A 20,086-nucleotide genomic window follows, 5' to 3' on the forward strand; every position below is an offset into this window, starting at 1 on the left:
TCCGTAGATGGAAATCACTCTCTCCAAGAGTCTGTTGATCGCAGTGGTGCTCGCACCGCTGTTCGGCAGCATCATCGCCGGCCTGTTCGGTCGTCAGGTCGGTCGCGCTGGCGCGCAGGCGGTCACCATCCTCGGCGTGGCGGTCAGCTGCGTGCTGTCCAGCTATGTGCTGTACATGCTGCTGTGGGGCGGCGCCCAGCCGTTCAACCAGAACATCTATACGTTCTTCGAAGTGGGCCAGTACTCGGCGCACGTCGGCTTAATGGTCGACAAGCTCACCGCGATGATGATGGTCGTGGTGACCTTCGTGTCCTTCCTGGTGCACGTGTACACCATCGGCTACATGCAGGATGACCCGGGCTACCAGCGGTTCTTCAGCTACATCTCGCTGTTCACCTTCTCGATGCTCACCCTGGTGATGAGCAACAACTTCCTGCAGCTGTTCTTCGGCTGGGAAGCGGTGGGCCTGGTCTCGTACCTGCTGATCGGCTTCTGGTTCAAGCGCCCGACCGCCATCTTCGCCAACATGAAGGCCTTCCTGGTCAACCGTGTCGGTGACTTCGGCTTCATCCTCGGCATCGCCGGCGTGTTGTGGGTGTTCGGCACCCTGGATTACGCCACCGTGTTCGCCAACGCGCAGGTGCTGGGCCACCCGGATGCGCTGATCCAGATCTGGTCGGGCACGATCAACCTGTTCGGCACCTCCATTCCGGTGATGAGCGAGCCGGTGATCTGGTCGGTCGCCACCGTGATCTGCATCTGCCTGTTCATCGGTGCGATGGGCAAGTCGGCCCAGGTGCCGCTGCACGTCTGGCTGCCGGACTCGATGGAAGGCCCGACCCCGATCTCGGCCCTGATCCACGCCGCGACCATGGTCACCGCGGGCATCTTCATGGTCACCCGCATGTCGCCGCTGTTCGAGCTGTCCCAGACCGCGCTGAACTTCGTGCTGTTCATCGGTGCCACCACCGCGTTCTTCACCGGCCTGATCGGCATCGTGCAGAACGACATCAAGCGCGTCGTCGCGTACTCCACGCTGTCCCAGCTGGGCTACATGACCGTCGCCCTGGGTGTGTCGGCCTACTCGGCGGCCGTGTTCCACCTGATGACCCATGCCTTCTTCAAGGCGCTGCTGTTCCTCGGCGCGGGCTCGGTGATCATCGCCATGCACCACGAGCAGGACATGCGCAAGATGGGCGGCCTGCGCAAGTACATGCCGATCACCTTCATCACCATGTGGATCGGTACGCTGGCCCTGGTCGGCACCCCGTTCTTCTCCGGCTTCTACTCCAAGGACACCATCATCGAGGCCGCGCAGCACCACGCGCATGTGTCCTCGAGCTGGGTGGCGACCTACGGGTACTGGGCGGTGCTGGGTGGCGTGGTCGTCACCAGCTTCTACAGCTTCCGCCTGCTGTTCCTGACCTTCCATGGCAAGGAACGCTTCCGCGATGCGCATGACGATCACGGCCATGGCCATGACGATCATCACGCCGCAGACGCGCACGCAGCCGACGCCCACCATGGCGACGCGCATGATGACGATCATGGCCACGGCCATGGCGCGCATGAGCCGCACGAAACCCCGTGGGTGGTGACGCTGCCCCTGATCCTGCTGGCGATCCCCTCGATGGTCATCGGTTTCTTCAGCATCGGTCCGATGCTGTATGGCACCGACTGGGCCGGCCACCACGCCGACACCGCCATCCCGGGCCAGGTGCATTCGTTCTTCACCGGCATCGTTGATTTCTACGACCCGGCGCGCAACACCATTGGTGCGCTGGCCGAAGAATTCCACGGCCCGGTGGCTTTCGCGATCCACGGCATGATGGCCCCGGCCTTCATCCTGACGGTGGTCGGCTTCCTGCTGGCGGCGCTGTTCTACCTGTGGAAGCCGGAACTGGCCGGCAAGGCCCGCAAGACCTTCGCGCCGATCGTGTCGGTGCTGGAGAACAAGTACGGCTTCGACAAGCTCTGGATCGGCGGTTTCGCCGGCGGCGGTATCAAGCTCGGCAAGGTTTCGCGCGCGATCGACACGAATGTGGTCGATGGTGTGGTGGTCAACGGTTCGGCGCGCCTGATCGATCTGGCGGCCAACCTGCTGCGTCGCACCCAATCCGGTTTCCTCTATCACTACGCCTTCGCGATGATCATCGGCCTGATTGCCCTTCTGGGCGTCCTGATGCATTACCTGCGTTGATGACCTGTACGGAATAAGAAGACGTGTCGAACTGGCCCCTACTTAGTGTTCTCATCTGGCTGCCGATCATCGGCGGTGCATTGATCCTTGCCATCCGGGATGCCCAAACCGCCCGGTGGGCGTCCCTGGGCGTCGCGGTGCTGACCTTCGTGGCCAGCCTGTCGCTGCTCAGCGGCTATGACACGGGAATCGACGCGCTGCAGTTCGTCGAGACCCGCGCCTGGATCCCCGCCTACGACATCGGCTACAACCTCGGCGTCGACGGCATCGCGATCGCGCTGATCCTGCTGACCACGCTGGTCTCGGTGCTGGCCCTGATCGGTGCCTGGAGCGCGATCGACAAGCGCGTGAACCAGTACGTGGCCGCCTTCCTGATCCTGGAAGGTGTCACCGTCGGTATCTTCTCGGCGACGGACGCGATGCTGTTCTACGTGTTCTTCGAAGCGATGCTGATCCCGATGTTCCTGATCATCGGTGTCTGGGGCGGCCCGCGCCGCATCTACGCTGCGCTGAAGTTCTTCCTGTACACCTTCCTCGGCTCGGTGCTGATGCTGGTGGCCCTGATCTACCTGTACCTGAAGGGCGGCAGCTTCCAGCTGGCCGACCTGTACCAGCTGCAGCTGTCGGGCAAGGAACAGACGTGGATCTTCTTCGCCTTCCTGATCGCCTTCGCGGTCAAGGTGCCGATGTTCCCGGTCCACACCTGGCTGCCGGACGCCCACGTGGAAGCGCCGACCGCCGGTTCGGTGATCCTGGCCGCGATCGCCCTGAAGATCGGTGGCTACGGCTTCCTGCGCTTCAACCTGCCGATCGTGCCGGACGCCTCGCATGAGTGGGCCTGGCTGGTGATCGCGCTGTCGCTGGTGGCGGTGATCTACGTTGGCCTGGTCGCCCTGGTGCAGGACGACATGAAGAAGCTGATCGCCTATTCGTCGATCGCGCACATGGGCTTTGTGACCCTGGGTACCTTCATCGCCATGTGGCTGGTGCGCGACGCCGGCAACCCGGATGCCGCCCGTCTGGGCCTGCAGGGCGCGATGGTGCAGATGGTCTCGCACGGCTTCGTGTCCGGCGCGATGTTCTCCTGCGTTGGCGTGCTGTATGACCGCATGCACAGCCGCCGCATCGCCGATTACGGCGGCGTGGTCAACGTGATGCCCTGGTTCGCCACCTTCGCCATGCTGTTCTTCATGGCCAATGCCGGCCTGCCGGGTACCAGCGGGTTCGTCGGTGAATTCATGATCATCATGGCCAGCTTCCAGCGCAATCCGTGGCTGGCGCTCGGCGCGGCGAGCACCCTGGTGATCACCGCGGCGTATACGCTGTGGCTGTACAAGCGCGTGTTCTTCGGTGAAGTGGCCAACGCCCATGTCGCCGAGCTGAAGGACATCAACGGTCGCGAGTGGCTGGTGTTGGGTGTATTCGCCGTGGGCACCCTTGCCTTGGGCCTGTACCCCAAGCCGCTGACCGACCTGATGGAGCCCTCGATCGCGAAGCTGGCGATGCAGATCGCATCCAGCAAGCTGCTGTAATCGGGCCGTCGAGAGTATTGATTCCAGGATTTGATGATGACCACCTCGCCGCTGTTGCCACTGACCGCCGCTGACCTCCCGCCGCTCGCTCCCGAGCTGGTGCTGGTCGGCAGTGCGTTCGCCCTGTTGATGCTTGATCTTTTCATCAGTGAGAAGAACAAGATCTGGACCCACCTGTTCTCGATCGCTGCGCTGGCGGTCGTGTTCTTCATGCTCGCCACCGGAGTGGGCGGGCAGGGCGAGGTCTTCCACGGCATGTTCGTCCGCGACAACGCGGCCGATGTGATGAAGACCGTGATCGTGCTGTGCAGCGGCCTGACCCTGATCTACGGCTGGAGCTACCTGCGCGAGCGCAAGCTGTACCAGGGCGAGATCCCGGTGCTGATCCTGTTCGCCACCGCAGGCATGATGATCCTGGTCTCGGCCGGCAGCCTGCTGATGGTCTACCTCGGCCTGGAACTGCTGGCGCTGTGCTCCTACGCACTGGTCGCCAGCAACCGTGAAAACGGCCTGGCCTCGGAAGCGGCGATGAAGTACATCGTGCTGGGTTCGCTGGCCTCGGGCCTGCTGCTGTACGGCATGTCGCTGATCTACGGCGCCACCGGCTCGCTGCATCTGGATGCGATCAACGCTGCCATTCCGCACACCGAAGAGAAGATGCTGCTGCTGACCGGCGCGGTGTTCATGATCGCCGGCGTGGCCTTCAAGCTGGGTGCCGCCCCGTTCCACATGTGGCTTCCCGACGTGTACCAGGGTGCCCCGGCACCGGTCGCGCTGTTCATCAGCTCGGCCCCGAAGCTGGCCGCGTTCGGCATGGCCTACCGCCTGCTGGAGATGGGCGTGGGTCCGCTGGCCGACGAGTGGAAGTACCTGATCGGTGGGCTGGCCGCACTGTCGCTGGTGATCGGCAACCTGATGGCGATCGCGCAGACCAACCTGAAGCGCATGCTGGCCTTCTCGACCGTCTCGCACATCGGCTTCCTGCTGATGGGCATGGCCGGCGGTGGCGAGCGTGGCTACTCGGCGGCGCTGTTCTACGCCCTGAGCTACGCGATCATGTCCACGGCCGCGTTCGGCGCGATCATCGCGCTGTCGCGCAATGGCTTTGAAGCCGAGAAGATCGAAGACTTCAAGGGCCTCAACGCCCGCAACCCGTGGATGGCCGGCCTGGTGCTGTGCATCATGGCGTCGCTGGCAGGCATCCCGCCGTTCCTGGGCTTCTGGACCAAGCTGGCCGTCCTCGGCGCGGCGATCCAGGGCGACATGCTGTGGCTGGCCATGGTCGGCGTGATCTGCGCCGTGATCGGCTGCTTCTACTACCTGCGCGTCATCAAGGTCATGTACTTCGATGAGCCGGTGGGCGAGCCGCTGCCGGCCAACAACGACCGCGTGCTGGGCGTGGTGCTGGGCGTGAACGCGCTGGCGCTGCTGGCCCTGGGCGTGGCGTGGAACCCGATCATGGTGTGGTGCCAGCAGGCATTTGCACAAATTTCGTAAAAAACGATACAAACGTGCGCAACTCGTGTAATATTCATCTCCTGAGTTGTTGATGCAGCGGTTTCGCCAGAAGATCGTTGCTAGGAAGTCCCCCGGGCCTTCCGCACTCATCCGCTTCTGCTGCGGGGTGGAGCAGTCTGGCAGCTCGTCGGGCTCATAACCCGAAGGTCGCAGGTTCAAATCCTGCCCCCGCTACCATATAGCTCCGGTGCAAACCGGAGGCAGTGGACGAATCAAGCGATACCGGAAACGGTGTCGCTTTTTTCGTTCCAGGCCCGGTAGAGCCGACCGTTGGTCGGCTGCTCTCCTGGGCAGGGGAGGAAACCGTCCCCCGGCTGCCGTTCCTCGATGCGAGGTATTCGTTTCAACATGGGGTTGCACGGGAATGAAAACTCCCTTACAATTCCGCTTCTGCTGCGGGGTGGAGCAGTCTGGCAGCTCGTCGGGCTCATAACCCGAAGGTCGCAGGTTCAAATCCTGCCCCCGCTACCACAGAAAATCTGCAGTGCAGATGCAGTAGACGAAAAGGCGATCTCGGTAACGAGGTCGCTTTTCTCGTTGGGTCACGGCGCCTTCTGCGGACCTGCCCGCGCCGCTGCCCACGACGAGGGTCACAGCTTGGCTGTTCAGCTTTCCGAACAGGGACACCAGAGGCCACCCCAACCATTGCACCAGCGCGGTGCAACGGCTATCATCAGTGGCTTAGCGGACTGTCTTTTCCTATCCCCTCAAGGGATATGAACAGGCCCCGCGACCGGCTTCCAGGAACGGCAACCTGTACCCAGGCCGCCGTGACCCCCCGGAACGCTGGGCTCGCAGATTCGCACCACGTGCGCATCTGCACCGGAATCCAGCATGACCGGAGTTGTACCGGACAGGGGCCCAACGGGCCCTTTGTTGTTTCCGGAAGGTGGTCCAAGCCATGGACCAGACCGTATTTCTTTTCAACGAATCAAGGCCGACTGTGAGCGACAAGGCAACCGAAATCGCGAATCTGCTCGCCCCCACCGTTCAGTCGCTGGGTCTCGAGCTGCTGGGCGTGGAATATCTGACCGCCCCGGGTGGTGCCACGCTGCGCCTGTACATCGACGTGCCGCTGGCCGAACAGCCCGAGCGTATCGTCAACATCGACGACTGCGAGCGCGTCAGCCGCGAAGTGTCCGCCCAGCTGGACGTCGAAGACCCGATCACGGCGAACTACACGCTGGAAGTGTCTTCGCCGGGCGTGGACCGCCCGCTGTTCACCGGTGAGCAGTTCCAGCGCGCCATCGGCGAATCGGCCAAGGTGACGCTCAGCCTGCCGCAGGACGGCCGCCGCCGTCTGCAGGGCGAGATCCTCGCCGTGGATATCGAACAGGGCACGGTGACCTTCAAGGTCGACAATGCTCCGTTCACCGCCGACATCGAAAACATCGACAAGGCACGCATCATGCCGGACTGGGCCGCCCTCGGCCTGGCTCCGACCAAACCGACTGGCCCGGCACCCAAACAGGGTGGCAAGGCGAACAAGAAACCATCCAACGAGCCGGCGGCCAAAAAGCCGCGCGCGGAGTGAGCCAATGAGCAAGGAACTTTTGCTGGTAGTGGATGCGGTCGCCAACGAAAAAGGCGTCCCGCGCGAAGTCATCTTCGATGCCATCGAGGCAGCGTTGGCTTCGGCTGCCAAAAAGCGTTACCCGGAAGAAGAAGTGCTGGCCCGTGTGTCGATCGACCACAAGGACGGCAACTACGAAACCTTCCGCCGCTGGGAAGTGGTGGCCGATGACGTGGTCATGGAGTCTCCGGACCGCCAGATCCGTCTGATGGACGCCATCGATGAAGCCGACGGCGTGGAAGTCGGCGATTTCATCGAAGAGCAGATCGAAAACCCGGACTTCGGCCGTATCGCCGCGCAGGCCGCCAAGCAGGTGATCGTCCAGCGCGTGCGCGAGGCCGAGCGTCAGCAGGTGGTCGATGCGTGGAAGGATCGCGTTGGCGAACTGGTCACCGGTGTGGTCAAGCGCGCCGAGCGCGGCAACATCTATGTGGACCTGGGCGGCAACGCCGAGGCCTTCATTCCGAAGGACAAGGGCATTCCGCGCGACGTGCTGCGCGCTGGCGACCGCGTGCGCGGTTACCTGGCCGAAGTCCGTTCGGAACCGCGTGGCCCGCAGCTGTTCATCAGCCGCGCCGCCCCGGAATTCATGATCGAACTGTTCAAGCTCGAAGTGCCGGAAGTCGGCCAGGGCCTGGTCGAGATCAAGGCCTGCGCACGTGATCCGGGCGACCGCGCCAAGATCGCCGTGCTGGCCCACGATTCGCGTACCGATCCGATCGGTGCCTGCATCGGCATGCGCGGTTCGCGCGTGCAGGCCGTGTCCAACGAGCTCAACGGCGAGCGCGTGGACATCGTGCTGTGGAACGAGAACCCGGCCAACTTCGTCATCAATGCGATGGCGCCGGCGGAAGTGCAGTCGATCATCGTCGATGAAGAAAAGCACTCGATGGACCTGGCCGTGGCAGAAGAACGCCTGGCCCAGGCGATCGGCAAGGGCGGCCAGAACGTCCGTCTTGCCAGCCGCCTGACCGGTTGGCAGCTCAATGTGATGACCCAGGACCAGGTGACCGCCAAGTCCGAGGCAGAGCAGGGCGTTGCCCGCCAGCTGTTCATGGACAAGCTGGAAGTGGATGAGGAAATCGCCGCCATCCTGGTGACCGAAGGCTTCAACACCGTGGAAGAAATCGCCTACGTCCCGGTCGGCGAACTGCTGGCCGTGGAAGGCTTCGACGAAGACATCGTCGAAGAGCTGCGTGCCCGTGCCCGCGATGCGCTGCTCAACGAAGCGCTGGCGGTGGAAGAAGGTCTGGAAGACGGCTCGCCGTCGGAAGACCTGCTCGCCCTGGAAGGCATGGACGAGGCAACCGCCTACGCCCTGGCCGGTCACGGCGTGCGTACCAGTGAGGACCTGTCGGACCTGGCCGCCGACGAGATCCTCGAGTTCGGCATCGAGGACATGGACCAGGAGCGCGCCGCCGCCCTGATCCTTGCCGCCCGAGCCGAGGAGATCGCCCGCCTGGAGCGCGGCGAATGAGCCAGCGATGAACAGTGCCCTGACCCGCTCAGGGCTTAGACTCCGCGCTGCCTTCGCACGTTTCGAGGGAGCGCCAACCAGATCATAGGATCCGAATGTCGCAGCAAACCACCATCCGCAAGCTTGCCGAACTGGTCAATACCCCGGTCGATAAACTGCTCGTACAACTTGCCGAAGCCGGCATGAAGTTCAGCGGTCCCGACCAGGTCGTGACCAGTACCGAGAAGGTGAAGCTCCTGGGCTTCCTTCGTCGCTCGCACGGCAAGACCGAGCAGCCCGTCGAGAGCACCGACGAAGCCGCCAAGAAGATCACCCTGAACCGTCGCAAGTTGCAGGAAGTGACCGTCAGTGCCGGCCGCAGCAAGACCACCGTCAACGTGGAAGTGCGCCAGAAGCGTACCTACATGAAGGACGCCAGCGGCAAGCCGATGACCGCGGATGAGGAGCGCGCCGACATCCTGCGCAAGCTGGAGGAATCCCGCCAGCGCAATCTGGACGAGCAGCGCGCACTGGCCGAGAAGGACCGTGCGCGCGATGAAGAGATCGCCCGCAAGCGTCAGGAAGAAATCGACGCCAAGGAACGTGCCGAAGCCGAGCGCAAGGCGGCTGAAGCCGCTGCCGAAGCGGCCAAGAACGCACCGCCGGCCCCGGCCCCGGTTGCCGCCAAGCCGGCTGCTGCCGATGCACCGGCGCGCAATGCGCGCCCGGCGGCACCGTCGGCTGCCCGTCCGGCGCCGCGTTCGGACGATCGCAACTCGAACAACAACAACAACCGTCCGGGCGCCAAGCGCGACGACGATGGTGGCAACCGCTTTGCCGGTCAGCTGCATCTGTCGGCCGCCGATCGTGCCCGCCGCGGCAACAACAGCAACTCGCGCGGTCGTCCGACCGGGCGCGTGCAGCACGGCAGCCGCCGTGACAGCAACCAGTCGCGCAGCGGCGGTGGTGCCCATGGCTTCGAACGTCCGGTCGCTCCGATCGTGCGTGACGTCACCATCGGCGACACCATCACCGTCGCCGATCTGGCCCAGAAGCTGGCCGTCAAGGGCGGCGATGTGGTCAAGGCGCTGTTCAAGATGGGCGTCATGGCGACCATCACCCAGACCATCGACCACGACACCGCCGCGCTGGTGACCGAAGAACTCGGCCACAACGTGATCCGTGCCAACACCAACGACGCCGAAGACGCGCTGCTGGCGCTGGCCGGTGGCAACCAGGGCGAGCCGGTGGCACGTCCGCCGGTGGTCACCATCATGGGCCACGTCGATCACGGCAAGACCTCGCTGCTGGATTACATCCGCCGCACCAAGGTCGCCACGGGCGAAGCCGGTGGCATCACCCAGCACATCGGTGCGTACCACGTTGAAACGCCGAAGGGCGTGATCAGCTTCCTGGATACCCCGGGCCACGCGGCGTTTACGTCCATGCGTGCCCGCGGTGCCAAGCTGACCGACATCGTGGTGCTGGTGGTGGCGGCCGATGACGGCGTCATGCCGCAGACCAAGGAAGCCATCCAGCACGCCCGTTCGGCGGGTGTGCCGCTGATCGTGGCGATCAACAAGATCGACAAGTCCGGCGCCGATCCGATGCGCGTCAAGAACGAGCTGCTCACCGAGCAGGTCGTGTCCGAAGACTTCGGTGGCGATACCCAGATGGTCGAGATCTCGGCCAAGGCCGGCCTGGGCATCGACGACCTGCTGGACGCGATCTCGATCCAGGCCGAACTGCTGGAGCTGAAGGCCGTGGCCGACGGCCGCGCCAGCGGCGTGGTCATCGAGTCCTCGCTGGACAAGGGCCGTGGCCCGATCGCCACCGTGCTGGTGCAGCAGGGTTCGCTGAAGAAGGGCGATTACCTGGTCTGCGGTATCCAGTACGGCCGCGTGCGCGCCCTGTTCGACGAAACCGGCGCACAGCCCGACCAGGCTGGCCCGTCGATTCCGGTGCAGGTGCTGGGTCTGTCCGGCGTGCCGGATGCCGGCGATGACTTCGTCGTGGTCGAAGACGAGCGTCTGGCCAAGGACGTCGCGCAGCAGCGCGAAACCAAGCGCCGTGAATCGCGCCTGGTGCAGTCCGCTGGCAGCCGCATGGAAGACATCATGGCGACCCTGGGCAAGGGCGATGGCCAGCAGGTGCTGAACCTGGTGATCAAGGCCGACGTGCAGGGTTCGGTGCAGGCGCTGAGCCAGGCACTGGTCGCGCTGTCCAACGACGACATCCGCATCAACGTGATCCACTCCGGCGTGGGCGGCATCACCGAGTCGGACGCCAACTCGGCGGTTGCCTCCAAGGCCACCGTGATCGGCTTCAACGTGCGTGCCGACGCCTCCGCGCGTCGCATCATCGAGTCCAACGGTGTGGACCTGCGTTACTTCTCGATCATCTATGACGTGATCGATCAGGTGAAGCAGGTGGCCTCCGGTCTGCTCGGCGTGGAAATCCGCGAAGAGATCATCGGTATCGCCCAGGTCCGCGATGTGTTCCGCAGCTCGAAGTTCGGTGCGGTCGCAGGCTGCATGATCATCGAAGGTACGGTGAAGCGCAGCAAGCCGATCCGCGTCCTGCGCGACAGCGTCGTGGTCTTCGAAGGCGAGCTGGAATCGCTGCGTCGCTTCAAGGAGAACGTCGAGGAAGTCCGCAACGGTACCGAATGCGGTATCGGCGTGAAGGCTTACAACGACGTCAAGCCGGGTGACCAGATCGAGTGCTTCGAGCGTATCGAAGTGCCGCGCACCCTGTAATGTTCCAGGCCGGACCGCATCTCGCGGTCCGGCTTTTTCGCTTTCGCATCACCCTTCAAGACGAGTCCGCCTACCGTGCCAAAGACCTTCCATCGAACCGACCGTGTTTCCGCCCAGATCCGCCGTGAACTGGGAACACTCGTGCACAACGCAGTGCGTGAACACGGCCTGCCTTCGGTGAGCGTCTCCGACGTGGAAATCACCCGTGACATGGCGCATGCCAAGATCTTCGTCACGGCGCTGATGCCCGAACGTTCGGTGGAAGCGATGAAGGGCCTGAAGGAACTGGCCTGGGGCCTGCGCATGGAGCTGGCGCGTGCGATGAAGCTGCGCCACGTGCCCGAACTGCACTTCCACTACGATGATTCGGTGGATCGCGGCGAGCGCATCGACAACATCCTGCGCGATCTGCCCGATACGCTGGCGGCAGAGAAGAGCCGGCAGGGCGATGACGACGGTGGCGACGATGCTGCCGACGAAGGCGAAAAGAACGCCTGATGGACCAACAGCCCGCAAGGGCTGTTGTCTTATGGGGTGGGGCCTGTCGCAGTGCGACCGCTCCGCCGGAGGCCGGATTGACCGGCAGCGCCACACGGCGCCGATTTGAATTGAATGCATGGCACCCCGAATTTCGTTCCGTCGCCTGGATGGCATCCTGCTGCTCGACAAGCCGACCGGCATGAGCTCCAACGCAGCCTTGCAGGTGGCACGCCGTCTGTACCGCGCCGAGAAGGGCGGCCACACCGGCAGCCTGGATCCGCTGGCGACTGGCCTGCTGCCACTGTGCTTTGGTGAAGCCACCAAGATCGCCGGCCTGCTGCTCGGCTCGGCCAAGGCCTATGACGCCGAGGTGGTGCTGGGCCAGACCACCGATACCGATGATTCCGATGGCGCGGTACTGCGCGAGCGGCCGGTGCCGGCCATCAGCGCGGCCGAGCTGGAGGCTGCCCTGGCACCGCTGCGCGGTCGCATCCGCCAGCGCGCTCCGATCTACTCCGCGCTCAAGCAGGGCGGCGAGCCGCTGTATCTGAAGGCGCGCCGCGGTGAGGCGATCGAGGCTCCCGAACGCGACGTGGAGGTCCACGCCTTGGAGGTGCTGGACCAGCAGCCGACCCGTCTGTCGCTGCGGGTGACCTGCGGTTCAGGCACTTACATCCGCAGCCTGGCCCGCGATCTGGGCGAGACCCTGGGCTGCGGCGCCCATATCGCCGGCCTGCGCCGGCTGTGGGTGGATCCCTTCCGTGACGCGCCGATGGTCACCCTGGAGACCCTGCGCGGCCTGGCCGAGCAGGGCGATGAGGCCGGCATGGAGGCCCTGCTGCTGCCGCTGGACGCGGGTCTGGCGCATTACCCCCGGGTCACGCTGAACGAGGAGCAGACCCCTCGCTTCCGCGTGGGCCAGCGCATCCGCGATGCTGGCTGGCCGCAGGGTGGGGTGGTCGTGTTCGGGCCGGGCGAGGCGATCCAGGGCCTGGGGCAGGTCGACGAGACCGGTCTGCTGGCCCCGCAGCGCCTGTTCAACCTCTGACCGGCCCCGGCCGGGCACCACCCCGGTCCTTGTCCCGGACGGCCGCTGACGTTACAATTTCGCGGCCTTTTCAGGCTTCCCGCGTTCTGCGGGTTCATCCTTTCGTTAACGGCGAGTCGCGCGGTACGTCAACCTGACGTTTCTGCGGGCCACGCATCCAAGAGAAAACTGATATGTCGATCGACACCCAGAAGGTCATTGAAGAAAACAAGCGCAGCGCGGCTGACACCGGCTCCCCGGAAGTCCAGGTCGCCCTGCTGACCGCCCGCATCGAACTGCTGACCGGCCACTTCAAGACCCACAAGAAGGATCACCACAGCCGTCGTGGTCTGCTGCAGATGGTCAACCGTCGCCGCAGCCTGCTCGACTACCTGAAGAAGAAAGACGCTCCGCGTTACAAGGCCCTGATCGAAAAGCTCGGCCTGCGTCGCTAAGCACGAACCCCCACCGCGGCGCAGGAATGCGCCGCGGTTTTGTTTTGGTAGTACCGCAATAAACGCCTGGGCCGGACAACCGGTCACCCGTCGGCGGCAAGGGTCGCCCGCGGTCCATTGAAGAAAGCATCATCCAAGGAAACCCCCGTGGCAAAAATCACCAAAACCTTCCAGTACGGCAAGCACACCGTCACGCTTGAAACCGGCGAAATCGCCCGTCAGGCCGGCGGTGCCGTCATCGTCAAGTTCGACGACACCGTGCTGCTGGTCTCCGCCGTTGCCGCCAAGAGCGCGCGTGAGGGCCAGGACTTCTTCCCCCTGACCTGCGACTATCAGGAGAAGTTCTACGCCGGTGGCCGTATCCCGGGCGGTTTCTTCAAGCGCGAAGGCCGCGCGACCGAAAAAGAGACGCTGATTTCGCGCCTGATCGATCGCCCGATCCGTCCGCTGTTCCCGGAAGACTACAAGAACGAAGTTCAGATCATCGCCACGGTGATGTCGCTGAACCCGGACATCGATGGCGACATCGCTGCCCTGATCGGCGCCTCGGCCGCGCTGTCGCTGGCCGGCACCCCGTTCAAGGGTCCGATCGCCGCCGCCAAGGTGGGTTACAAGAACGGTGAGTACATCCTCAACCCGACCGTGACCGAACTGAAGGATTCGGAGCTGGAACTGGTTGTCGCCGGTACCGCCAACGCCGTGCTGATGGTGGAATCCGAAGCCGCGCTGCTGTCCGAAGACGTGATGCTGGGCGCTGTGACCTTCGGTCACCGCGAAATGCAGAAGGTCATCAACGCGATCAACGAGCTGACCGTGGAAGCCGGCACCAAGCCGTCGACCTGGGAAGCCCCGGCCAAGAACACCGCGCTGATCAGCGCCCTGCAGGAAGCCATCGGCCCGCGCCTGGGCGAAGCCTTCCAGGTGCGCGACAAGCTGCAGCGCCGTGACGCCATCTCGGCGATCAAGAAGGACGTGACCGAGTCGCTGGCAGGCCGTGTGGCCGCTGACGGCTGGAACCCGGCCGAACTGTCGAAGGAATTCGGCGAGCTGGAATACAGCACCATGCGCAACTCGGTGCTCGACACCAAGGTCCGCATCGACGGCCGTGCGCTGGACACCGTCCGCCCGATCTCGGTGAAGACCGGCATCCTGCCGCGTACCCACGGTTCCTCGCTGTTCACCCGCGGTGAAACGCAGGCCATCGTGACCATCACCCTGGGCACCGCCCGTGATGGCCAGGTCATCGATGCCGTTGCCGGTGAGTACAAGGAAAACTTCCTCTTCCATTACAACTTCCCCCCCTACTCGGTGGGTGAGACCGGCCGCATGATGGGCCCGAAGCGTCGCGAAATCGGCCACGGCCGCCTCGCCAAGCGCGGCGTGCTGGCAGTGATGCCGTCGCTGGAAGCGTTCCCGTACACCATCCGCGTGGTCTCGGAAATCACCGAATCCAACGGCTCCTCGTCGATGGCCTCGGTCTGCGGTTCCTCGCTGGCCCTGATGGACGCCGGCGTGCCGGTCAAGTCGCCGGTGGCCGGTATCGCCATGGGTCTGGTCAAGGAAGGCGATCGCTTCGTCGTCCTGTCCGACATCCTGGGTGACGAAGATCACCTGGGCGACATGGACTTCAAGGTGGCCGGTACTGCTGAGGGCATCTCCGCCCTGCAGATGGACATCAAGATCGAAGGCATCACCGAAGAGATCATGAAGCAGGCACTGCAGCAGGCCAAGGCTGGCCGTCTGCACATCCTGGGTGAAATGGCCCACGGCCTGACCGCCCCGCGCGAAGAGCTGTCGGACTACGCGCCGCGCCTGCTGACCATCAAGATCCACCCGGACAAGATCCGCGAAGTGATCGGCAAGGGTGGTTCCACCATCCAGGCCATCACCAAGGAAACCGGCACCCAGATCGACATCCAGGATGACGGCACCATCGTCATCGCCTCGGTCAACGCCATCGCTGCGCAGGCTGCCAAGGCCCGCATCGAGCAGATCACCTCGGACGTCGAGCCGGGCCGCATCTACGAAGGCAAGGTCGCCAAGATCATGGACTTCGGTGCGTTCGTCACGATCCTGCCGGGCAAGGACGGCCTGGTCCACGTGTCGCAGATCTCCAGCGACCGCGTCGAGAAGGTCGGCGACGTGCTGAAGGAAGGCGATGTGGTCAAGGTCAAGGTCCTGGAAGTCGACAAGCAGGGCCGTATCCGCCTGTCGATGAAGGCCGTCGAAGAAGGCGAAGGCGCCGCTGCCGCCGAGTGATCGGCCCACGCCGATCGGAGGGTAGGTGAGGACCGTTGGTCCTCACGCTTTCGCAGACAAAAAAAGCGGGCTTCGGCCCGCTTTTTTTGTGCCCGCATGTCCAACCAACAGCGCCGGTTCGCGGTGGAGTGCCATGCCATGCCACGCATGACTGCCGTTGGGTGGGGCGCATTACGCCAGATAGCGCGATACCTCGATCAGATTCCGGTCCGGATCGCGGAAATACACCGACAGGATCGGTCCGGTCGCACCCGTCCGCTGGACCGGTCCTTCTTCGACGGTCACGCCCTGCGCCTGCAGGTGCGCCAGGATCTCGTCCATGGTCGCGTAGGTGATCAGGCACAGGTCCGCCGAGCCCGGTGTCGGCCGTTCGGCCTTGGGGTCGAATTCGTTGCCGTGCGCATGCAGGTTGATCTTCTGCAGGCCGAAGCGCAGCGCCTTGCGTCCCTCGCCGAAGGTATCCACCTCCATGCCCAGCACGCGGTGGTAGAACTCACAGGTCGCGGCGACATCCGCCACGGTCAGGACCAGGTGGTCCAATCGGTCGATATGCAGGTCGGTCATCGGTGTCACGCAGCAGGCAGTCACTATCGCTGAACTGTAAAACCGATGACGCAAGGCGGGGGTGAACACCTGTCGCCGTCAGGCATGCAGGCATACGGGCGGGCGGCGCGGCAGAGCAGGACAGACCGCGCGGTCGTCCGCTGCGGGCGGCGACTTCGAGTGACGCGTCCGTGGCGCGTACCGGGTGTTGCCGCACGGCCTGTGGACAGCCGCCAGGCCTGCGTGCGTCAGCCGTCAGTGTCCGCTGGACGGATTCGCAGGACATCACCGCGCAAAGCGCCCGCGCACCACAGCACGCTGCTAACGTGGCTTCGCCTTCGCCCCGGGAGATCCCATGTTCCGTCCAACCGTCGCTGTCCTGGCCGTTCTGATCGCCAGCGTGATGCCGCAGGCCGCCTCCGCCATGGAGTCGTTGCCCAAGGTGATCGGCGCGTACTACCCGGGGGGGGCGGCAGACCGCTACCCAGTGGAGACCATTCCGGCCGATACGCTCACCCATCTGTTCTATGCGTTCGCCACCATCGACCAAGGTCAATGCCTGGTCGCGCCGCAGGCCGATGCGCATTTCAGGGCACTGGCCGCGCTCAAGCGTGCGCATCCGACGCTGCACACCCTGATCTCGATCGGCGGCTGGAACGCAGGCGGGTTCTCCGATGCGGCGCTGACCGCGGAAAGCCGCGAACGCTTCGTGGCCTCCTGCGTGGCGACGTTCTTCGAGCGCCATCGCGGCAGCTTCGATGGCGTGGACATCGATTGGGAGTTCCCGGTATATGGCGGCCCGACCCAGATCACCGACCGCCCGGAAGATCGCCGCAACATGACCCTCCTGGTGCGCGAGTTCCGCCGCCAGCTCGATGCGCTGGACAAGAAAGACGGCCAGCACCGGCTGGTCACCGCCGCGCTGCCCGCCGGCCGCGTGCAGACAGATGGCCCGTATGATCCGGCCCGCAGCTATGAACTCAAGGAGCTCGGCCGCACGCTCGATTTCATCAACCTGATGAGCTACGACATGGGCACCGGCTTCTCGGCGGTGTCCACCTTCAACGCGCCGCTGCACGCGGTGCCGGAGGATCCGCTGTCGCCGGAACTGAAACGCTGGAACAGCGTGGCCGGGGCGGTGGCCTACTACGAGCAGCACGGTGTGCCGAAAGACAAGCTGGTGCTCGGCGTGCCGTTCTACGGCCGTGGCTTCCAGCTGGAGAGCGATGCCAACCAGGGCCTCTACCAGCACTACAGCGCGCCGCATCCGGCCGGCGACTGGCGGCAGATCCAGGCCAGCATGCTCGGCCAGCCCGGCTGGGAGCGGCACTGGCACCCGGTCGCGCAGACGCCGTGGCTGTACAACGCCACCGGGAAGGTCTTCGTCAGCTATGAGGATCCTACCTCGATCGGTCTGCGCGCCAGCTTCGCCAAGGACAGCGGTCTGCGCGGCGTCTTCATGTGGGAGCTGACCGGTGACGACGCGCAGGGCAGCCTGCTCAAGGCCATGGTGGCACCGTTCCGGGAACCTGCGAAGTAAGCGCGCCGAAGGCCGCCGCCACGCACGCGGCGTGCCCTATGCTTGCCGCCATGGAGACCGTCCGCCTGCTGGATCTGCACATCGACCGCCCTGCCCAGCAGGTGCGGCGAGGGGATCAGGTATTGCCGGTCGGCGGGCTGAGTTGGCGGCTGCTGGACTGCCTGCTGGCCCACGGCAACGCCGTCGTCGATTTCGACACGCTCGCCGATCAGGTCTGGGCACCGGCGGTGGTCGGCGAGGATGCGATCAGCCAGCGGGTGAAGCTGCTCCGGCAGGCGCTGGGCGATGACGGCCGCCGGCCGCGCTACATCCGCTCGGTTCGTGGCCGTGGCTACCAGTTGTGCGCCTCGCCGCAGCCGGTGATGCGTGATGCCGTTGCCAGCGCCAGCACGGAGGGCGCTCCCGTCGCACCCGGCGCGCGCGCACCCGCACGGTGGGTCTGGCTGGCTGGGGTAACGGTCGCCGCTGCTGCCGTCGTGTTCGCCTTGGTACGTCCCGCCAGCGCACCGGCGTCGCCAGCGGAGGCGGTGCTGCAGCGCGCCGCCTATTACGCGGGTATCGGCCAGGCCAGCAACAACGAACGGGCGATCGCGTTGTACCGCCAGGCGCTGCAGATCGACCCTGAATCGCTTATCGCACGGCGTGGACTCGCCCGAGCGCTGGCGGCCGATGCCTGCTTGTTCAACGGCGCGCGCGAGCGTGCGCAGGAGGCGCTGGTGTTGAGCAGCCAGCTGGTGCTCAAGGCGCCGGAAGATGCCGCCGGCTGGGCCGCACGCGGCTATGCCCACGACTGCCTCGGTGCGATGTCGCACGCCATGGCGGACTACCGGCAGGCACTGCGGCGCGACGCGGGTGACGAGCGCACGCGCGCATCGCTGGCCTATCTGCAGCAGGAAAAAGGCGACCTCGCGCAGGCCCTGCAGGACAACCTGTCGCTGCGCGCGCCCGAGCGGGTTCGGTTCCGCGACGTACAGGTCGCACGCGAACTGGAGCTGTTGGGGTTCACCGATGCGGCCGCTCGCCGGCACGCGCACAACTTCCAGCTCTATCCGGACAATGTGTTCGCCAACATCGCCTGGCCGCACAGCCTGTTGGCAATGGGGGAGTCGGCCAAAGCACAGCAGGCGCTGGATCAGGCACTGGCTCGCGGGACGCCACATCCGCAGTTGCTGCGCCTGCAGGGCGAGATGCTGTTGTTGAGCGGGAATCGGAAGGGCGCCGCCGAAGCCTTCGAGCAGAGCCGGGCATTGCGCCCGCAGCAGTCGATGGGGCAGACCCTGGCCGGCCTCTATGGCGATCCGGCGCCTGCCCCGACCTGGATCGCCGAGCGCCTGCAGATGCTGGAAGGGCAAGGCGATGATGGCTGGTCCGACACCGCGCTGGAGCGTGCGATGTTGCTGCAGGCCCAGGGCGATGAGGCCGCTGCGCTGGTGGCCCTGCATCACGCGGTGAACGCCGGCTTCCGCGATGCGGCGTGGTTGCGCGCCACCCCTTTGTTTGCGCCGCTGCACGGTGCGGCCGGCTGGCAGGAACTGCTCGACACGATCGAGACAGACGTATCCGCCCAGCGCGCCCGGGTGTTGGCCGCCCCATGGCGGCCAACAGACCTCGATGGCCTCAGCGCAGCGCGGGCAGCAGGAACTCGGTAAGGATGCGGCGCGACTGCGGGTGGGCGTAGCTGCGGTTGTAGGCCTGGCTGGTGATCACCGCGACCAGCTTCTTGCCGGGTATCACGAACACGTAGTTGCCGCCGTTGCCGGACATGGTCCAGATCGTGGTTTCGTGCCCATCGACCGGAAGCTTCAGCCCCCACCACTGATAGCCGTAGTCGCTGCCATCACCGGTGGTGGCCTGGGCGCTGACCATCGCGCGGACATAGCGCGCCGGGATCAGCTGCTTGCCCTGCCAGCGCCCCTCGGCGAGCACCAGCTCGCCCAGCCGCGCGAGGTCCCGGCTACGGTAGCGCGTCCCGCCGCCGCCCATGCCGATGCCTTCCGGGGAGCGGTTCCATCTGCTCGTCGTGATCCCCAGCGGTCGTTCCAGCGCCTGCGCGGCGTAGTCGGCCAAGGGCTGCTTCGTGGCCTGTTCCAGCACCGCGCCGAGCACGAAGGAATTGGCCGTGCAGTAGGCATGCGCGCGACCGTGCGGGCTGTCTTCCGGGCGCGTCATCCACGGTGCGAAGCCCTTGACCGGCAGCGACAGCACGAAGTCCAGCCAGTGCTCGGTCACGTACATGCGTTCCTCGTGGCCGGCCGAGAACGCGTTTTCGTCATCACATTCCCACAGCGTGCTCATGGTGAGCAGGTCTTCCACGGTGGTGGCGCGCAGTCGCGGGTCGACCGGATGGTGGGCCGTGAACGCCGGGAAGTAGTCGTACACGCGGGCCTGCACGCCGGGCAGGGAGCCGTCGCCGATGGCGGCGCCGACCAGCATCGCGGTGACACTCTTGCTGGCCGAGCGCACGTCGTTGAGGGTGTCCGCCGAGCCGCCGTTGAAGTAGCCCTCGTACGCCACCTGGCCGTCCACCAGCAACACGATGCTGGTGACTTGCTTGATGTCCTGGGTGGCGATCGCCGACTCCAGCGCGGTGATCCGGGCTGCGTCCAACTGGGTGGGCCCGGCCAGTGCGGTCGGTGGCAGGACAACCGCCAGGGCGAAGATCAGCGCGGCGGAAAAACGGGGGCGACAGGGGTGCATGGGCAAGGCTCCTCGAGATGAGGGCCGACTACGCCATGGGGCGGTCT

General features: G+C 65.1%; 14 protein-coding genes and 2 tRNA genes. 14 read left to right on the forward strand and 2 right to left on the reverse strand.

Annotation, left to right across the window (positions count from 1 at the left end; all coding sequences use genetic code 11):
* Window positions 1-7 precede the first annotated feature (7 nt).
* From nuoL to pnp, 12 genes are all read left to right on the forward strand, one after another.
* Window positions 8-2,200, forward strand: coding sequence for an NADH-quinone oxidoreductase subunit L (nuoL, locus tag POS15_RS03000; RefSeq protein WP_284128929.1), 2,193 nt, complete (start codon window positions 8-10; stop codon window positions 2,198-2,200).
* A gap of 23 nt (window positions 2,201-2,223) precedes the next feature.
* Window positions 2,224-3,732, forward strand: coding sequence for an NADH-quinone oxidoreductase subunit M (locus POS15_RS03005; protein ID WP_019182687.1), 1,509 nt, complete (start codon window positions 2,224-2,226; stop codon window positions 3,730-3,732).
* 36 nt (window positions 3,733-3,768) lie between these two features.
* Window positions 3,769-5,229: an NADH-quinone oxidoreductase subunit NuoN gene (gene nuoN / locus POS15_RS03010; RefSeq protein WP_046273236.1), complete on the forward strand. Its 1,461-nt coding sequence runs from the start codon at window positions 3,769-3,771 to the stop codon at window positions 5,227-5,229.
* A 121-nt stretch (window positions 5,230-5,350) separates the two neighbouring features.
* Window positions 5,351-5,427, forward strand: a tRNA-Met gene (locus tag POS15_RS03015).
* A 217-nt stretch (window positions 5,428-5,644) separates the two neighbouring features.
* Window positions 5,645-5,721 (forward strand) — tRNA-Met (locus POS15_RS03020).
* A 472-nt stretch (window positions 5,722-6,193) separates the two neighbouring features.
* Window positions 6,194-6,784, forward strand: coding sequence for a ribosome maturation factor RimP (gene rimP, locus POS15_RS03025; protein WP_019182689.1), 591 nt, complete (start codon window positions 6,194-6,196; stop codon window positions 6,782-6,784).
* A 4-nt stretch (window positions 6,785-6,788) separates the two neighbouring features.
* A complete protein-coding gene (nusA, locus tag POS15_RS03030) occupies window positions 6,789-8,300 on the forward strand; it encodes a transcription termination factor NusA (RefSeq protein ID WP_019182690.1) in 1,512 nt (503 codons plus the stop codon).
* A 95-nt stretch (window positions 8,301-8,395) separates the two neighbouring features.
* Entirely contained in the window at window positions 8,396-11,038 is a 2,643-nt protein-coding gene (gene infB, locus POS15_RS03035) for a translation initiation factor IF-2 (RefSeq protein ID WP_019182691.1), read from the forward strand.
* A 75-nt stretch (window positions 11,039-11,113) separates the two neighbouring features.
* Window positions 11,114-11,536, forward strand: a complete 423-nt coding sequence (gene rbfA / locus POS15_RS03040; protein WP_019182692.1) for a 30S ribosome-binding factor RbfA — start codon at window positions 11,114-11,116, stop codon at window positions 11,534-11,536.
* Between the two features lie 118 nt (window positions 11,537-11,654).
* Complete coding sequence (gene truB, locus POS15_RS03045; RefSeq protein ID WP_019182693.1) at window positions 11,655-12,566, forward strand: tRNA pseudouridine(55) synthase TruB; 912 nt, start codon at window positions 11,655-11,657, stop codon at window positions 12,564-12,566.
* A 173-nt stretch (window positions 12,567-12,739) separates the two neighbouring features.
* Window positions 12,740-13,000 carry a 30S ribosomal protein S15 gene (gene rpsO / locus POS15_RS03050; RefSeq protein ID WP_019182694.1) on the forward strand — a complete coding sequence of 87 codons (261 nt, stop codon included), beginning with the start codon at window positions 12,740-12,742 and terminating at the stop codon, window positions 12,998-13,000.
* 147 nt (window positions 13,001-13,147) lie between these two features.
* Window positions 13,148-15,259, forward strand: a complete 2,112-nt coding sequence (pnp, locus tag POS15_RS03055; protein ID WP_019182695.1) for a polyribonucleotide nucleotidyltransferase — start codon at window positions 13,148-13,150, stop codon at window positions 15,257-15,259.
* Window positions 15,260-15,430: 171 nt separating this feature from the next.
* Here the strand turns inward: pnp and POS15_RS03060 are convergent, their stop codons facing one another.
* On the reverse strand, window positions 15,431-15,814 hold the full coding sequence (locus POS15_RS03060; protein WP_216636719.1) for a VOC family protein: 384 nt from the start codon (window positions 15,812-15,814) through the stop codon (window positions 15,431-15,433).
* Window positions 15,815-16,157: 343 nt separating this feature from the next.
* Here POS15_RS03060 and POS15_RS03065 point away from each other — a divergent pair, with 343 nt between their 5' ends.
* Window positions 16,158-17,342: a glycoside hydrolase family 18 protein gene (locus POS15_RS03065; RefSeq protein WP_284128930.1), complete on the forward strand. Its 1,185-nt coding sequence runs from the start codon at window positions 16,158-16,160 to the stop codon at window positions 17,340-17,342.
* A 50-nt stretch (window positions 17,343-17,392) separates the two neighbouring features.
* Complete coding sequence (locus tag POS15_RS03070) at window positions 17,393-18,991, forward strand: winged helix-turn-helix transcriptional regulator (protein ID WP_037553027.1); 1,599 nt, start codon at window positions 17,393-17,395, stop codon at window positions 18,989-18,991.
* Here POS15_RS03070 and POS15_RS03075 read toward each other — a convergent pair.
* Complete coding sequence (locus POS15_RS03075; RefSeq protein ID WP_019182699.1) at window positions 18,960-20,039, reverse strand: serine hydrolase; 1,080 nt, start codon at window positions 20,037-20,039, stop codon at window positions 18,960-18,962. The two genes, POS15_RS03070 and POS15_RS03075, sit on opposite strands and share 32 nt — an antisense overlap.
* Window positions 20,040-20,086 lie beyond the last annotated feature (47 nt).

Origin of the sequence: Stenotrophomonas sp. BIO128-Bstrain (assembly GCF_030128875.1) — a bacterium.
Taxonomy (GTDB): domain Bacteria; phylum Pseudomonadota; class Gammaproteobacteria; order Xanthomonadales; family Xanthomonadaceae; genus Stenotrophomonas; species Stenotrophomonas bentonitica_A.